Here is a 15,080-nt window from a genome sequence, read left to right as displayed (position 1 = left end):
AATGTCGGGATGGTCGAAATCGCTGGCCGGGTCGGCGGTCATGCCGAGGCGTTCCATGACAGCGGTGGAGCGGCGATTGTTAGCGACGGCGAAGGAGACGATTTCGTCGAGGCCAAGCGTTTCAAAGCCATGGGCGAGCCAGGCCTCTGCTGCCTCGGTGACATAGCCATGGCCCCAGAATTCGGGCGCCAGTCGCCAGCCGATCTCGATGGTGCCGGCCGGCAGGAAGGGCAGATGATCGGTATCGAGCAGGCCGACGAAGCCGATGCATTCGTGCGTTTCGGCGATTTCGGCGGCAGCGAAACCGTATCCGTCCTCGGCAATCCAGGCGCGCAATTCATCCATCTTGGCGTCGGCCTGGGCGCGGTCGCGGCGGAACGGAAAGAATTCCATGACGCGCTCGTCGGAATTGATCCGGTGAAAAAGCTCGCGGTCGCGATCCTCCCAGTTGCGCAGGATCAGGCGTTCGGTGCGGATCGGTTTCACTCTACAAACTCCTCGCGCCGGTACCCCTGCAGATAAAGCAGCGCCGTCAGGTCGCCATGGTCGATGCGGACCTTGGCCTCAGCCGCCACGGCGGGCTTGGCGTGCAAAGCGACGCCCGTGCCGGCAAGACGGATCATGTCGAGGTCGTTGGCGCCGTCGCCGACAGCGATGGCGTCGGCGGTTGTCAGGCCAAGGCGGGCCGAGATGTCGAGCAGCGCATCGGCCTTGGCGGCGCGGCCGAGGATCGGCTCGGCCACCAGCCCGGTGAAACGGCCATTTTTTTCGATCAGGCGGTTGGCGCGGTTCTCCTGGAATCCGAGCATCGCCGCGATGCGTGCGGTGAAGACGTCGAAGCCACCCGATATCAGCGCTGTCCAGGCGCCGTTGGCACGCATGGTCCGCACAAGTGCGCGGCCACCGGCGGCCAGCGTCAACCGGTTGGCGATGATGCGGTCGACCACGGCGGCGTCGAGACCTTTCAGCAGCGCCACCCGCTCGCGCAGCGCTGGCTCGAAAGCGATCTCGCCATTCATCGAGCGCGCGGTGATCGCGGCTACGCGATCCTTGACGCCGATCTCGTCGGCGAGTTCGTCGATGCACTCCTGGTCGATCATGGTCGAATCCATATCGGCGATGAGGATCTGCTTTCGCCTCGCCTCGGCCTGTTGAACGATCACGTCGACCGGCTCAGTGGCGAGTACGGCGCGCAGCCTGGCGGTTGTTTCCGAGGTTTCGGCTGTCTCGGGCAAAGCGAGATCGCAGGCGATCCCCTCGGCCAGCCAGCGAACAGCGCTTGCGCCGACCGTCCTTGAGGCCATATTCGCAATCGCTGGCGACAATGCGTGGCCGGCGGGATGGGATACAAGCGTGGCGACCAAGGGCGTGGCGATCAAGGGCGTGGCGATCAGCGACATCGAGAATTCCGGCGGGCAGGCGGGCGAGGGCCGCGTGAAGAACGCGATCCTGATAGCCGGGCCGACTGCCAGCGGCAAGTCGGCGCTTGCGCTCGATCTCGCCGAACGCATGGGCGGCGTCATCGTCAACACCGATTCCATGCAGGGCTATTCGGTGCTCGACGTGCTGACGGCGCGGCCGAGCGCTGCCGAACTCGCCCGTGCCCCGCATTATCTCTATGGTCACGTCCATCCCTCCATCGCCTATTCCACCGGCGCCTGGCTGCGCGACGTGATGAAGCTGATCGACGAAGGCACGTTCTTCGGACGACCGGTGATTTTCGTCGGCGGCACCGGGCTTTATTTCCGGGCGCTTGCGGAAGGCATTTCGGAAATGCCCGACATTCCGCGGCAGGTCCGCGACCGCTGGCGCTACGAACTCCAGGAGCAGGGGGCGGCCAAGCTGCATCGCATCCTGCTGCGCGAGGATTCGGCGGCCGGCATGATGCTGAAACCGACCGACGGCCAGCGCATCGTGCGGGCGCTGGAGGTGCTTGACGCATCGGGCCGCTCCATTCTCGACTGGCAGGCGATGCGCGGCCGGCCGCTGATCGACAGGGACAGCGCGCGTTTCTTCGTGATCGAACCCGAACGGGCCGCGCTGGTGAGCCGTATCGAGGCGCGGTTCGACCGCATGCTGGACAGCGGCGCCCTTGAAGAGGTCAGGCGGCTGGCAGCGCTCGGCCTCGATGCCGACCTGCCGGCGATGAAGGCGATCGGCGTGCGCGAACTCCAGGCGGCGATGGCCGGGGAACTGAGCTATCCCGAAGCGATCGAGCGCGCCAAGATCGCAACGCGACAATATGCCAAGCGGCAGGCCACCTGGTTCAGGCATCAGTTAGGCCCGGAATGGCACAGATTGCGCACCGGTTACGGGATGGAAACCACGATCTCAACCGATCTTTTCGGTGCAACCTAAAAAGTTAGCTTTGAACGGGCACTTCCCGCCGAAGTTGTCCCAATTAACCCTCCGTAAGGCCCCTGCGTGCCATAAGGTCTTCAGGAATTTTCCAGCGGCGGGCAGATGCGTTTCCACAGGGCGGAATCAGCCTTTTTCGTCTTCATTTTCGTGATCCTGGCCGCTGGCCTGGTGACCCTTCATGCCTATGGACTTCTGCAAACTTTTGCCACTGAGGTTCGAACGCCCTCCAGGGTCGACGAGATCGTCCACCTCAACAAGCTGCTGTTTGTGACCGGCGTGCTTTTGGCGACCGCGTTGTTCTTCGGCATTTTCTTCATCTATCCGCTGATCCGCAAACAGGCGACGGAAGAAGGCAAGCTGCGCGCCATGACGGTGTCGCTCAGCGCGCGCTCGGAAACTCTGGAGCATGCGGCGCTGACCGATAGCCTGACCGGCATGCAGAACCGGCGCTATTTCGACGATGCGCTGAAGGAATATCTTGAGGAGTTCCGTCGCATCGAGAAGCCGGTCGGGCTGATGATCCTCGACCTCGACCATTTCAAGCAGGTCAACGATACCCATGGCCATGATGTCGGCGACGAGGTGTTGCGGGCGGTCGCCAACTGTCTCAAGGACATGACGCGCTATCACGATGTCGTGGCGCGGCTGGGTGGCGAGGAGTTCGCGGTGGTCACGCCCAATATGGACGCCGAACTTCTGTCCAAATTCGCCGAGCGCATCCGCAAGGCGATCGCCAACATGTCGATCTTGTCAGGCAATGTCCGCCTGAAGATCACCACCAGCGTCGGCCTTGCCGTCTGGGATCGCAAGGAAACCGCCGAAGAGTTCTATCGCCGCGCCGACCGCCAGCTGTATGAGGCGAAGAGGCAGGGCCGCAACCGCGTCTGCGCCTAAAATCCCGTCACTAAATTCGTGATGCTGGCCGTCTTACGCCGCCTTCTGCGCTTCCGGTGCTCACGGACTCAAACGTCCGCTCCGCTCCGGTTCTCGAAGTCGACATCAGTCGACTCAGCCTGACGAATTTCCTGACGGGATTTACCAAGCTGGCCGATGAAGCGGAGCGCTTGGAAGCTCAAAATCTGTCCGGCGAAAGGACGTAGTGGCGCAGGCTCAATCGTTCTGCGGGCGCAGGCCGAAGGTGGCCGGCTTGAGACCGTAGCGCAGGTCGAAATCGTCGTCCGGCTGGACGCGTGGAGCGGGCGGCTTGCGGTAGTCGGGGTCGCCGGCCTGCCGGCTTGTGTCAACGACTTCGGCGAAGGCCATCGCCTGTTGCGGTTTCGGCACGTTGCGCAGCCTTTCGACGATGGCCACCAGATCGACATCGTTGCCATCCTCGGACGGTTTGGCTTCCTCGCGCTTGGCCGTGCCGGGAATCAGCCCTTCGGACAGCTTCTCGAACTTCAGCCGCATGGTCGTCGCCACGCCTTCGCCGAAGGCAATGGCCTCGCGCTGGCCCATGGAAGACAGGAAGGCAAGCGTCGAGGCCGAGGAATCGGCGATCGCCGAGCGGATGATCGCTTGGTCCTGCTCGTTGGCGAGCCGCATGGCGAAGAAGGTCGAGCACTGCGATAGGATCGTGGGATCGAGCTCGCCCGGGCGCTGGGTGACGACGCCGAGATAGCAGCCATATTTGCGGCCTTCCTTGGCGATGCGCGACAGTGCGTGCCGGGTCGGCGCGAAGCCGAGACGTGGATCGGCCGGCATATAGCGGTGGGCTTCCTCGCACAGGAACAGCAGCCGCAGCCGGCCTTCGCTCCACAGCGCCAGGTCGAAGGCGAGACGTGCCAGCACAGAACAGACGGAATTGACGACTTCCGATGGCATGCCGGCCATCTCGAAGCAGGTGACCGGCCGGCCGTGATGCGGCACGCGGAAGATATTGCCGATCGTCTCGTGGATGGTGTCCTCGATCAGGCGTGAATTGAACATGAAGCGGTAGCGCGGATCCGCGGCCGCCGATTCGATACGCGTCTTCAGCGATCTGAGGGTGGGACGGTCATTCTTGCTTTCCAGCAATCCCATGCGCTCGTCGATCTGCTTGATGAGATCGGCAATGCGGTAGGGCACCGGCGTGTCCGCGGTCATCGCGTCAGCGCCACGCCTGAGAGAGGTGCCCGAGTTCGGGTTGCGGTAGAGGCTTTTTGCAATGGGAATGAGATCGCGCAAGGCATCGACTTCCTCCGGCACGATCTCACGGCCGCGAAACAGGACTTCGGCGAATTCCTCGAGCTTGAACATCCAGAAGGGCAGATCCAGCGTCGTCGAATCGACCCTGACGCAGTATTCCGGCAAGGACGCCGCGAACTCGTTGTGCGGATCGAGGATGAGGATGCGCAGGTCGGGCCGGGCGGCGATCGACTTGCGCAAAAGCAGCGAGACGGCCGTGGATTTGCCGACGCCGGTGGTGCCGACAATGGCGAAGTGGCGCGCCAGCGTGTCGTCGATGGCGATGTTGGCGTCGATCGTCTCGTCCTGCGACAGCGTGCCGATAGTGATGGAATGGCGTCCGGCGAGGTCATAGACCGCCTGCAGGTCGCGGCTGCGGATGCGATGGGCGATGGCGCCGATATGCGGATAGCAGGTGATGCCGCGGTCGAAAACCGGCTTGGCGCCCGGCTCGGCGCCGTCGCGTACCTCGCCGATGAGCTCGATGCTGACCTCGATCGGGTTCTGGCCCTCATTGCTCCAGGCGCGATCCGACTTGCCGATCCCGTAGACCAGACCGACGGTTCGCGTGGTGCCGAGGTTGATGGAAATCATCTTGCCGACGGTCCATTGGCCGGTGACCGTGCCCTCGGCATCCTCGGCATAGGCGCTGATGGTGGCGCGCGCGCCGTCGCATTGCACGACATTGCCCAGAATGCGCCTGTCGTTCTGCTCAGCTGTTCGGCGCTCCTGCAGTGTCGGTTCTCCGACGGAGGCTTGGCGTTCAACAAACATGAGCAGGCTGCTTTCCCATTTCCCCAGGAGATCGACCTTAGAGCGACGGGGTTAAGGTGGGGTGAGGCGGGATGGTGCAGGGGGACTTAAGCCATTTGTGAAAATTGAATCGAAACTGCCCTTTGCTCGAGTCAGATAATTCGATATATTGAACGAATGAATGATATAGCGAATGATATCTCTTCGACCATCGGCAGGCGAATACGCTCGGAAAGGATCATGCGAGGCTGGTCCCTGACGGAGCTCGCCGATAGGTCCGGCGTGTCGAAAGCCATGCTGAGCACGATGGAGCACGGTAAGACGAGCCCGACCGCCGCACTCCTTGTGCGCATCGCCGCGGCCTTCGGCATGACGCTTTCCACCCTGATTGCGCGGGCAGAATTGCAAGGTGGCGGGTTGCTTCGCGAAGGTGATCAGCCGGTGTGGCGCGATCCCGCCACCGGTTATGTCAGGCGGCATCTTTCGCCGGTCTCGGACATGCCGCTGGAACTGATCCGGGTCCAATTGCCAGCGGGAGCCAAGGTCAGCTTTCCGGCGGCGTCCTATGCGTTCATCAGGCAGCAGATCTGGCTGATTTCCGGACGGCTGGAATTCACCGAAGGCAGTATCTTGCACAGTCTCGAACCAGGCGACTGCCTGGCGCTTGGCGCGCCGTCGGATTGCACCTTCCACGCTCCGGGACCGGATGCCGCCGACTATCTGGTCGCGCTGGCAAGAGGCTGAGGCGAATGGCGCGTCGCCCGAAACGCTCGCACAATGGCGGCCCGCCTCTCGACGACTACAAGGGTCCGCCATGGGGCGAGGGCGACGCCTATGTCTTCTTGGCCTGGCAGGCGGCGCACGCCAAGGCCTGGAAGGCGCCGAGCCGCGACGTGATGCTGATGCGGATGGAAAAGGCCGAACGATTGGGTCTGACCTATGAGGAATATACGCTCGAGATCCTGGAGCGCGGGCGCCACCTGCAAGAGGAAGACACCGAACGCATCGCCGAGATCCGGCGGGCCAGGAAGCGAAGGCGTGTCAGTCATTTCGACTGACGGCAGCGCTTTTTTCGCCGGTCGATGCTTACGACTTCGCAGCCATTTCATCTTTGCTCCAAGGACGTCGCACGCATGGGTTCCATCGAAATCAGGGCACTGGCGCAGGCCCCCTCAACACAGGCGCTGCTGGCCGACCTGCTGATCGAAACGGTCGCGGCCGGCGGATCGGTCAGCTTCATGCACCCGCTGTCGCAGGAAGCCGCCGGCGCCTTCTGGGCGAAGTCGCTTGTTGCGGCGGCAAGAGGTGAAAGAGCGGTGCTTGGCGCATGGGACGGCGAAGTGCTGGTCGGCACCGTCACCCTGCTGCTCGACTGTCCTCCCAACCAGCCGCACCGGGCCGAGATCGCCAAGTTGATGACCCGAGTCGAGCATCGCGGCAAGGGCGTGGCGACCCGCCTGATGCGGGCCGCCGAGATCCTTGCCGCCGAGCAAGGCCGGACGCTGCTGGTCTTGGATACCGCGACCGAGGAGGGGGCATCGCATCTCTACGAGAGGCTGGGTTTTACCCTGGCCGGAGAGATACCGGACTATGCGCTGAAGCCGCATGGCGGGCTGACCGGCACGCTCATCTACTGGAAGCGTATCGGCGCGTCGCCGGGGTAGTTCATGCCGTCAAGTCAGTGCTGCGCCGGAAGGGACATTCGCCATCTTGCTGTGGCGCTTGTTCCGATGTATTAGCCGCGCCCGACATGCGGCCCTCTTTCATTGCCGCACCCTACTGACCTTTGAAGGAGGCGACGATGAGATCTGTTCACGCGTTTTGCGCCTCCGCGGCGGTCGGACGGGCTGAACCCGCGCTCCAGCGGGCTTTCAACTTCCTGACAATTCGAGAACGGCTATGTCGCGATGCTTGGTCATCGCTGCACGTTTCGTCATGTCGCAACGGCGCCGATGCTGCGTTGATTCATTAAAACGGTGGGAGCCGAGAGCTCCCCGCCGCCGATCGCGGCTGCCTGAAGACCTGAGATGCGTCTTTGCAACACTCGGTCAGGCTATTGTAAACATTGAAAGAATGGCGGTTGCGTCGAGTTCGTTGTGAGCGTAGAGACGCCACCCATTCCCAAACCGTCGTCCCCAGAGGAGACCTGTCAATGTCCCGGCAACCCAGATCGACACATACCGTGCCGACGCTGAGATTGCGTGCGGCTGACAGAGGTCCAATTGGGAAAAACGGCCATGGCGAAGTCCGTGATCCAGCGCAGGCGGGACGCCGAGCGCGAACGCATTGAAGCATATACGGCAACGCTGCGGCGGGTTTCGCCCGCCCCGCGTCCCGCTCCGGATTTCGAGCAGGCGCTCGATGATGCACGTCGCTGCTTTGCCGGCATGGCGATCCGTGACGGCGCGCTGTGGCGTCCGAAGCTGAAGACGCGCGACCGCGCGCGCCTGCGGCTGGCTGCGGCACGCCATCTCTATGCACGCTACCCGGTTTCGGCCGCGCTCGAGGCCATCTGGCTGGATGCCTCGGGGTTGAATGGCAACGAGGTCACGCTCCGCAGGGCCTGGTACATCGCGGTCGCGCGTGGTGACTCGCTGTACAAGGCCGGTGCCAATGCCTGGCTGTCGCGCAAAGAAGTGCATTGCTTCCTGAATGTGTCCGGCGACTTCTCGTTCGATGAGGCGTTTTGGTTGGCGATCGCCCGCTCCTATACGGATGATCCAGGGTTGGCCGCTCGCCTTGCGCGGACGAAAATCACGCGCACGCCGCGCGGGGAGTTGGTCTTCTGGCGCGAGGTGACGCGATTTTTCTGCGGGCATCCAGCGTCGAAGGAGGAGATCGACGATCTGTGCGACTATATCGGTGCGATGCACCAGCGCGATGCGGCGTACAGCTTGAAGGGCCGCACGCTCGGCTCGCTGCGTCGGCAGATGTTGGAATGGCATCGCGACATTGCCGCGATCGAACGCATCGAGGCAATGCGCCGCCGCGCCGCCGGGAGGGCTCCGCCTACTGCGGGATTGCAGTCACAGCGCCGCAGTTGGGACGGCTCGCGCCTCGATGACTGGGAATGGCAGCCATCGGCCAAGGAGGCGAAGGCGCATGGCGAGCGTTTCTTCGTTCGCCAGCTGAAGACAGCCGAGGATCTGGTTGCCGAGAGCAGGGCGATGCATCATTGCGTCTCGATGTATGCAGCCAAATGCATCGCCGGCAACGCCTCGATCTGGGTGCTGCGACGCACCGCGCTCGGCAAGATCGAACGGTTGCTGACGATCGAGCTCGACCCGCAAAACCGTGCGGTGCAGGTGCGCGGCTTCGGCAATCGTCTCGCCTCGCTGGAGGAGCGCAAGGTCGTCGAGCGCTGGGCCAAGGCGAGGGGCGTGACGCTCAGGGCCTGAAACGAAAGACCCCGCGCGGCGGAAACGCCGCGCGGGCTGCACGGATGTGCCGACGTCAGGTCGCAGTCGCTGACCGGCACGCTCGTGTCTCGAATGGCATCGCCCCAGCAGATAGACAGTCAAGTACTGGTTCGAGTATCTTTCGGCTTCTCGCGGTGCTGCCTGCCCGTCCGAAGTTGCTTCCGGCGCGCATCACCGTTTGAGCGACGCGAAGCAAACAATAGCTGTCACGAAGATTTCGTAGCATGGGGCGGAACTGCCGAGCATTTGCAAGCCAACAAGGAGCTATTCCATGTCCGATTTGATCGCCATCGTCTATCCGACCGAAGCCAAAGCGGAAGAGGTGCGCAAGCGGCTGTTCGAATTGCAGAACGAATACCTGATCGAACTCAGCGACGCGGTGATCGCCGTGAAGCAGGAGAGCGGCGACGTCAAGCTCAATCAACTTTTCAACCCTACCGCCGCTGGAGCGGTCTCCGGCAGCTTCTGGGGGCTCCTCGTCGGAATGATCTTCCTGATGCCGGTCGTGGGGGCGGCGGTTGGCGCGGCCTCGGGCGCACTTGGCGGCGCGCTGAGCGATTTCGGCATCAACGACAAGTTCATGAAGGATCTGGGGTCGAGCCTTCAGCCCGGCAACGCGGCACTCTTCGTGCTGGTCCGCAAGATGACAGCCGACAAGGTGCTCGAGGACCTGAAGGGATCGGGCGGCACCGTGCTGAAAACCTCGCTTGACCACACCAAGGAGCAGGCTCTGCGCGACGCGCTGGCAGCCACACAGAGCCAGCCGGTATCCGCACCTGACGCACCTGCCGCCTGACGGCAAAGGGAAGCGCGGCATTCGCCGCGCTTCCGTCTGTGGGCTGCGTCTATGCCTTATCCTGCCTGCTAACCTTTGTGATGGACCTGCTGCAGCCCGTAGACCGGCGTTTCGATGCCTTCGTGGCGCGCCTTCAATTGCAGCGCCAGGAATTGCGAATAGTGGCGTGACTGGTGCAAATTGCCACCGTGGAACCAGAGCGCTTCCTGCTGCGTCGGCTTCCACATGTTGCGCAATTCGCCTTCCCAGGGGCCGGGATCCTTGGTGGTGTTCGAACCCAGGCCCCAGCATTTTCCGACCTTGTCGGCAACCTCCCTGGAGATGAGGTCAGCCGCCCAGCCATTCATCGAGCCGTAGCCGGTGGCGTAGACGATCAGGTCCGCCGGCAGCTCCGAGCCGTCACTGAGCAGGACCGAATGCTCCTTGATCTCCTTCACCTCGACGCCGCTTTTCAGCTTGATCGAACCGTCGATGATCAGGTCGGAAGCGCCGACATCGATATAGTAGCCCGAGCCGCGCCTGAGATATTTCATGAACAGGCCGGAATCGTCGTCGCCCCAGTCGAGCATGAAGCCGGCTTTTTCCAGCCCCTTGTAGAACTCGGCATCGCGCTTCTTCATCTCGGCATAGGCCGGGATCTGGAATTCATGCAGGATCTTGTAGGGCAGGGAAGCAAAGATGAGGTCGGCCTTGGCTGTCGTCATGCCGCCTTGCACGGCTTTTTCCGAGTAGAGCGAACCCAGTCCGATTTCCATCAGCGTGTCGGATCTGGAGATATGCGTGGTCGAGCGCTGCACCATGGTGACGTCGGCGCCGGCTTCCCAAAGGGCCGCGGCGATGTCATGGGCTGAGTTGTTCGAGCCGATGACCACGGCGCGTCTGCCGGCATAGGCATCCGGGCCGGGGTGCTTCGAAGAATGGTGCTGATCACCCTTGAAGCTGTCCATGCCCTTGAAATCAGGCATGTTGGCCTTGCCGGACTGTCCCGTCGCCAGCACCAGCTGCTTCGGCTTCAGCGTGATATCCTTGCCGTCGCGGTGGACGATGACTGTCCATTCCTTTTTCTTGTCGTCATAGGTGGCGCTCCTGGCCTCGGTCGAGGACCAGTAATTCAGCTCCATGACCTTGGTGTACATTTCCAGCCAGTCGCCGATCTTGTCCTTGGGCGAGAAGACCGGCCAGTTCCTAGGAAAGTCGATATAGGGCAGATGGTCGTACCAGACCGGGTCGTGCAGGCAGAGCGACTTGTAGCGCTTGCGCCATGAATCGCCGGCACGCTCGTTCTTCTCTATGATGATGGTCGGCACGCCGAGTTGCCTCAACCGGGCGCCGAGCGCGATGCCGCCCTGGCCACCGCCGATGATCAGCGTGTGGGGCTGCGTCTTGAAGCCGAGCTCGGCCGCCTCCTTCTCGCGCTCTTCCTTCCAGGTTGGCCGGTTCTTGCCATGGCCATGCTTGGCGCCCATCGGCCGGGTGAAGCCGGCCGGCTCCTCATGGCCTTTCAATTCGACCATGGTGGTGAGCAGCGTCCAGATCCTGCCGTCCTTCAGTCTGATGTGGCCGAAGCCGCGCGCCACCTCGGTCTCGAAGCTGATCCAGCCCTCCAAGAGCCCATCGTTTTCGCTGGCGTCCTCACCCTTGGCGATCGACCAGTTCGATGGCTTTGTCTTCGCCAGCTGGCTGATCAACATGTCGCGCACCTGGTCGCGGCCTTCCATGGTCTTGATGTTCCAGGTGAAGGTGACGAGATCGCGCCAATAGCAATCTACCTGAAAGCATCCGACCGCGCTGTCGACATCGCCGGCGCTAAGTGCGGCGCCGAACCGGTCGAGCAGGTCTGACAGTTTCTTGTTTGGGGCCTTGTCGAGCATCAATTTCCTCCCGTGACGTCCTGGTCGTCTGCTGTGGCTTCACCGGGCCCTCCCAGCTCGGTCGGCCGGAGTATCGCGGCAAAATGTGCGCCGCGTCACGTCGTCAAATAGTTTGGCGCTTTTTCAGCAACTTATCGAGACTTTGGCGCCACCCGGGATACTGTTGGAACGGTGTCTTGCGGCGAAACAGACGACTCGAAGCGATGATTGATCGGAACCGGTCAATGTCACTCACATTCGCCGTTGACAGCGGCGCAAAACCAATTCTATTGTCCGCCACCATGAAAACGGCACTCATTCTCGTAGGAAAGCGCGTGGGCAAGGCGGTGTAACCGCCGGGCGAAAACCTCCCATGCGCAAGACACAGGCTCCCTCGGGGGCCTTTTTTATTGCCCAAAACACGACTAAACGACCAGCAATCGCCAGACGGCGAACCAATACGGGACCAGACCGATGAGCAGTGGACAGAACGAGCGGCGTGAGATGACGGGCGCCGAAATGGTGGTGCAGGCGCTGAAGGACAATGGCGTCAAGCATGTTTTCGGCTATCCGGGCGGCGCGGTTCTCCCGATCTACGATGAAATTTTCCAGCAAGACGAGGTCGAGCACATCCTCGTGCGCCATGAGCAGGGCGCCGGCCATGCGGCGGAAGGCTATGCGCGCTCGACAGGCAAGGCTGGCGTCTTGCTGGTGACGTCCGGGCCGGGCGCCACCAATGCGGTGACGCCCCTGCAGGATGCGCTGATGGATTCGATCCCGCTGGTCTGCCTGACCGGGCAGGTGCCGACCTCGCTGATCGGCTCCGATGCTTTCCAGGAATGCGACACAATCGGCATCACGCGGCCCTGCACCAAGCACAATTGGCTGGTCAAGGATGTCAACGATCTTGCCGCAATCATCCACGAGGCCTTCCATGTCGCGACGACCGGGCGTCCCGGTCCGGTCGTGGTCGACATCCCGAAGGACGTGCAGTTCGCCAAGGGCATCTATGTGCCGCCGCAGACGGCGCCGCGCACCAGCTATCAGCCAAAAGTCCAGGGCGACCTCGACAAGATCAAGGCGGCGGTCGAACTGATGGCCGGCGCCAGGAAGCCGATCATCTATTCCGGCGGCGGCGTCATCAATTCCGGCCCCGAGGCCAGCCATTTGCTGCGCGAACTGGTCGACCTGACCGGCTTTCCCATCACCTCGACGCTGATGGGCCTTGGCGCCTATCCGGCATCGGGCAAGAACTGGATGGGCATGCTGGGCATGCACGGCACCTATGAAGCCAACATGGCCATGCATGATTGCGACGTCATGATCTGCATCGGCGCGCGCTTCGACGACCGCATCACCGGGCGGCTCACCGCGTTCTCGCCGAATTCGAAGAAGATCCACATCGACATCGATCCGTCGTCGATCAACAAGAATGTCCGCACCGACGTGCCGATCATTGGCGATGTCGGCCGGGTGCTGGAGGATCTGGTGCGGCTGTGGCGGGCGAGCGCCAAGGCCGACAAGAAGGCGCTCCATCCGTGGTGGGAGCAGATCGCGAAATGGCGCGCGCGCGATTCACTCGCCTACAAGATGAACCACGACGTGATCATGCCGCAGTATGCGATCCAGCGGCTCTATGCGCTGACCAAGGACATGGACACCTACATCACCACCGAGGTCGGCCAGCACCAGATGTGGGCGGCGCAGCATTATCATTTCGAGAAGCCAAACCGCTGGATGACCTCGGGGGGGCTGGGCACGATGGGCTATGGCCTGCCGGCGGCGCTCGGCGTGCAGATCGCGCACCGGGATGCGCTGGTCATCGACATTGCCGGCGATGCCTCGGTGCAGATGACGATGCAGGAGATGAGTGCGGCCGTGCAACACGAGGCGCCAATCAAGATCTTCATCCTCAACAACCAGTATATGGGCATGGTGCGGCAGTGGCAGCAGCTGCTGCATGGCAACCGGCTGTCGCATTCCTACACCGAGGCGATGCCGGATTTCGTCAAGCTGGCCGAAGCCTATGGCGGCCATGGCATACGTTGCGAGAAGCCGGACGAGCTGGACGACGCGATCAAGGAGATGATTGCGGTGAAGAAGCCGGTGATCTTCGACTGCCGGGTGGCAACGCTCGCCAACTGCTTCCCGATGATCCCGTCGGGCAAGGCGCATAACGAGATGCTCTTGCCCGACGAGGCGACGGACGAGGCTGTGGCCAACGCCATCGACGCCAAGGGCAGGGAGCTGGTGTAACGCCCCAGCCGAGGCAGGGCTGTCGGAAGAAGCCGTGCGGAAACAGAGAATTAGCTCAAGAGTTTGAAATCGAGATTCATGTCATGAACGCACAGCTTCAACCCACCGGCTCGGCCTATTTCATCGCCAAGGAAACGGAAAAGCCTGAGAATCACACGCTTTCCGTGCTGGTCGACAACGAGCCTGGCGTGCTTGCCCGGGTCATCGGCCTGTTTTCCGGCCGCGGCTACAACATCGAGAGCCTCACCGTGTCCGAGACCGAGCACGAGAAGCATCTGTCGCGCATCACCATCGTGACGCGCGGCACGCCGCATGTGCTGGAGCAGATCAAGCACCAGCTCGAGCGCATCGTGCCGGTGCACCGCGTCGTCGACCTCACCGTGCGCTCGCAGGAACTCGGCCAGGAACGGCCGATGGAGCGGGAACTGGCGCTGGTGAAAGTGGCCGGCACCGGTGAAGCCCGCGTCGAGGCGCTGAGGCTCGCCGACGCCTTCCGTGCCAGCGTCATCGACGCCAACACCGAGCATTTCATCTTCGAGATCACCGGCAAGGGCTCCAAGCTCGACCAGTTCATCGCCATCATGAAGCCGCTCGGCCTGGTCGAAATCTGCCGCACCGGCGTGGCGGCGATGAACCGCGGCCCGCAGGGGATGTAACGGCCCGGCGCTCAGTCCATGTCCCTCGATGGCTTCCTTGCCCTGCTGGTTTACGCCTTCGTGACCTCGGTCACGCCGGGGCCGAACAATTTCATGCTGCTGGCATCGGGCGTGAATTTCGGCTTCGTCAGGACCGTGCCGCACATGCTGGGCATCTGCATAGGCTTCCTCGTGCTGCTTTTGGCCGTCGGCTTCGGGCTTGGCGCGGTGCTGACGGCGTTTCCGGTGCTGCACACCGGATTGAAAATCGCCGGTGGCGTCTATCTGCTCTATCTCGCCTGGAAGATCGCCATGTCGCGATCGATGACCAGCAAGGGTGAGGCGACGGCAATGCCGATGCGCTTCATCGACGCGGCGGCGTTCCAGTGGGTCAATCCCAAGGCATGGGTGATGGCGATCACAGCCATGGCCGTCTACAGCGACGCGGACCATCCGTTTTTGTCGGTGGTGCTGATCTCGATGGCGTTCGCCATCGTCAACCTGCCGAGCGTTTCGGTGTGGGCGGGTTTCGGCACGGCGCTGCGTGGTTTCCTGTCCGATCCGGTGCGGCTGAAATGGTTCAACATCGCCATGGGCGTGCTCCTGGCGGCCACGCTGTGGCCGATGCTCAAGTGATGGTTGCCGCCCAAGAGCGCGCATAAAACGCTTCGGGCGAGGTTCCCTGAATGCCACGCGCTTTAGTGCCGCCTTATTGTGCACTGCACATTAAATCTTCGTAATGCCGCGTTTTGGCCCTTTTCCGCCAAAGGCGTGTCCTATCTACTCCGCGAAATCGCGACAGGATGCCGTGATTTGAGTAGCCTAAGACCACCGGGTTCGGCGT

The 15,080-nt window shown here is 62.5% G+C and carries 14 protein-coding genes; 10 read left to right on the top strand and 4 right to left on the bottom strand.

All coding sequences use genetic code 11. The features are described from left to right. A partial coding sequence (locus C9427_RS17670; protein ID WP_107650403.1) for a GNAT family N-acetyltransferase occupies nucleotides 1–486 on the bottom strand: 486 nt, incomplete at its 3' end. Then, nucleotides 483–1,400, bottom strand: coding sequence for a phosphoserine phosphatase SerB (gene serB / locus C9427_RS17665; RefSeq protein WP_107650424.1), 918 nt, complete (start codon nucleotides 1,398–1,400; stop codon nucleotides 483–485). The genes serB and C9427_RS17670, both read right to left, overlap by 4 nt. Between serB and miaA the strand changes: the two genes are divergently transcribed. Further along, nucleotides 1,390–2,358, top strand: a complete 969-nt coding sequence (gene miaA, locus C9427_RS17660) for a tRNA (adenosine(37)-N6)-dimethylallyltransferase MiaA (RefSeq protein ID WP_107650425.1) — start codon at nucleotides 1,390–1,392, stop codon at nucleotides 2,356–2,358. The genes serB and miaA overlap by 11 nt on opposite strands. A 105-nt stretch (nucleotides 2,359–2,463) precedes the next feature. Next, entirely contained in the window at nucleotides 2,464–3,255 is a 792-nt protein-coding gene (locus C9427_RS17655; protein WP_097575595.1) for a GGDEF domain-containing protein, read from the top strand. Between the two features lie 216 nt (nucleotides 3,256–3,471). On the opposite strand, the gene C9427_RS17650 is transcribed toward C9427_RS17655, so the two are convergent. Then, complete coding sequence (locus tag C9427_RS17650) at nucleotides 3,472–5,301, bottom strand: ATP-binding protein (protein ID WP_107650402.1); 1,830 nt, start codon at nucleotides 5,299–5,301, stop codon at nucleotides 3,472–3,474. 156 nt (nucleotides 5,302–5,457) lie between these two features. On the opposite strand from C9427_RS17650, the gene C9427_RS17645 reads away from it, so the two are divergent. The 5 genes from C9427_RS17645 (at nucleotide 5,458) to C9427_RS17625 (ending at nucleotide 9,495) form a co-directional block, all read left to right on the top strand. Continuing rightward, on the top strand, nucleotides 5,458–6,024 hold the full coding sequence (locus C9427_RS17645) for a helix-turn-helix domain-containing protein (RefSeq protein ID WP_107650401.1): 567 nt from the start codon (nucleotides 5,458–5,460) through the stop codon (nucleotides 6,022–6,024). A gap of 5 nt (nucleotides 6,025–6,029) precedes the next feature. Beyond that, nucleotides 6,030–6,338, top strand: a complete 309-nt coding sequence (locus C9427_RS17640; RefSeq protein WP_107650400.1) for a hypothetical protein — start codon at nucleotides 6,030–6,032, stop codon at nucleotides 6,336–6,338. A 75-nt stretch (nucleotides 6,339–6,413) separates the two neighbouring features. Then, nucleotides 6,414–6,944 carry a GNAT family N-acetyltransferase gene (locus C9427_RS17635; RefSeq protein WP_107650399.1) on the top strand — a complete coding sequence of 177 codons (531 nt, stop codon included), beginning with the start codon at nucleotides 6,414–6,416 and terminating at the stop codon, nucleotides 6,942–6,944. Nucleotides 6,945–7,517: 573 nt separating this feature from the next. Beyond that, nucleotides 7,518–8,678 (top strand): PcfJ domain-containing protein, encoded by a 1,161-nt coding sequence (locus tag C9427_RS17630; protein WP_107650398.1) that lies wholly within the window; start codon nucleotides 7,518–7,520, stop codon nucleotides 8,676–8,678. A 292-nt stretch (nucleotides 8,679–8,970) separates the two neighbouring features. After that, nucleotides 8,971–9,495, top strand: a complete 525-nt coding sequence (locus tag C9427_RS17625; RefSeq protein ID WP_107650397.1) for a DUF1269 domain-containing protein — start codon at nucleotides 8,971–8,973, stop codon at nucleotides 9,493–9,495. A gap of 68 nt (nucleotides 9,496–9,563) precedes the next feature. Here C9427_RS17625 and C9427_RS17620 read toward each other — a convergent pair whose 3' ends face one another. Further along, nucleotides 9,564–11,366, bottom strand: coding sequence for an NAD(P)/FAD-dependent oxidoreductase (locus tag C9427_RS17620; RefSeq protein WP_107650396.1), 1,803 nt, complete (start codon nucleotides 11,364–11,366; stop codon nucleotides 9,564–9,566). A gap of 453 nt (nucleotides 11,367–11,819) precedes the next feature. On the opposite strand from C9427_RS17620, the gene C9427_RS17615 reads away from it, so the two are divergent. The 3 genes from C9427_RS17615 to C9427_RS17605 all read left to right on the top strand — a co-directional run bounded on the left by C9427_RS17615 (nucleotide 11,820) and on the right by C9427_RS17605 (nucleotide 14,872). After that, complete coding sequence (locus C9427_RS17615) at nucleotides 11,820–13,601, top strand: acetolactate synthase 3 large subunit (RefSeq protein WP_107650395.1); 1,782 nt, start codon at nucleotides 11,820–11,822, stop codon at nucleotides 13,599–13,601. Between the two features lie 83 nt (nucleotides 13,602–13,684). Then, a complete protein-coding gene (gene ilvN / locus C9427_RS17610; RefSeq protein ID WP_008876572.1) occupies nucleotides 13,685–14,257 on the top strand; it encodes an acetolactate synthase small subunit in 573 nt (190 codons plus the stop codon). An 18-nt stretch (nucleotides 14,258–14,275) separates the two neighbouring features. After that, nucleotides 14,276–14,872, top strand: coding sequence for a LysE family translocator (locus tag C9427_RS17605; RefSeq protein WP_107650394.1), 597 nt, complete (start codon nucleotides 14,276–14,278; stop codon nucleotides 14,870–14,872). Nucleotides 14,873–15,080: the final 208 nt, after the last annotated feature.

It is taken from the genome of Mesorhizobium helmanticense, assembly GCF_003034915.1.
GTDB lineage: Bacteria > Pseudomonadota > Alphaproteobacteria > Rhizobiales > Rhizobiaceae > Mesorhizobium > Mesorhizobium helmanticense.
Note: the sequence above shows the minus strand (reverse complement) of the source record. Positions and strands in the feature narration are given on the sequence as shown.

Coding starts and splice junctions, on each gene's coding strand:
- serB (WP_107650424.1), bottom strand. CDS start 1,400: ATGTCGCTGATCGCCACGCCCTTGATCGCCACGCCCTTGGTCGCCACG.
- C9427_RS17655 (WP_097575595.1), top strand. CDS start 2,464: ATGCGTTTCCACAGGGCGGAATCAGCCTTTTTCGTCTTCATTTTCGTG.
- C9427_RS17650 (WP_107650402.1), bottom strand. CDS start 5,301: ATGTTTGTTGAACGCCAAGCCTCCGTCGGAGAACCGACACTGCAGGAG.
- C9427_RS17645 (WP_107650401.1), top strand. CDS start 5,458: ATGAATGATATAGCGAATGATATCTCTTCGACCATCGGCAGGCGAATA.
- C9427_RS17640 (WP_107650400.1), top strand. CDS start 6,030: ATGGCGCGTCGCCCGAAACGCTCGCACAATGGCGGCCCGCCTCTCGAC.
- C9427_RS17635 (WP_107650399.1), top strand. CDS start 6,414: ATGGGTTCCATCGAAATCAGGGCACTGGCGCAGGCCCCCTCAACACAG.
- C9427_RS17630 (WP_107650398.1), top strand. CDS start 7,518: ATGGCGAAGTCCGTGATCCAGCGCAGGCGGGACGCCGAGCGCGAACGC.
- C9427_RS17625 (WP_107650397.1), top strand. CDS start 8,971: ATGTCCGATTTGATCGCCATCGTCTATCCGACCGAAGCCAAAGCGGAA.
- C9427_RS17620 (WP_107650396.1), bottom strand. CDS start 11,366: ATGCTCGACAAGGCCCCAAACAAGAAACTGTCAGACCTGCTCGACCGG.
- C9427_RS17615 (WP_107650395.1), top strand. CDS start 11,820: ATGAGCAGTGGACAGAACGAGCGGCGTGAGATGACGGGCGCCGAAATG.
- ilvN (WP_008876572.1), top strand. CDS start 13,685: ATGAACGCACAGCTTCAACCCACCGGCTCGGCCTATTTCATCGCCAAG.
- C9427_RS17605 (WP_107650394.1), top strand. CDS start 14,276: ATGTCCCTCGATGGCTTCCTTGCCCTGCTGGTTTACGCCTTCGTGACC.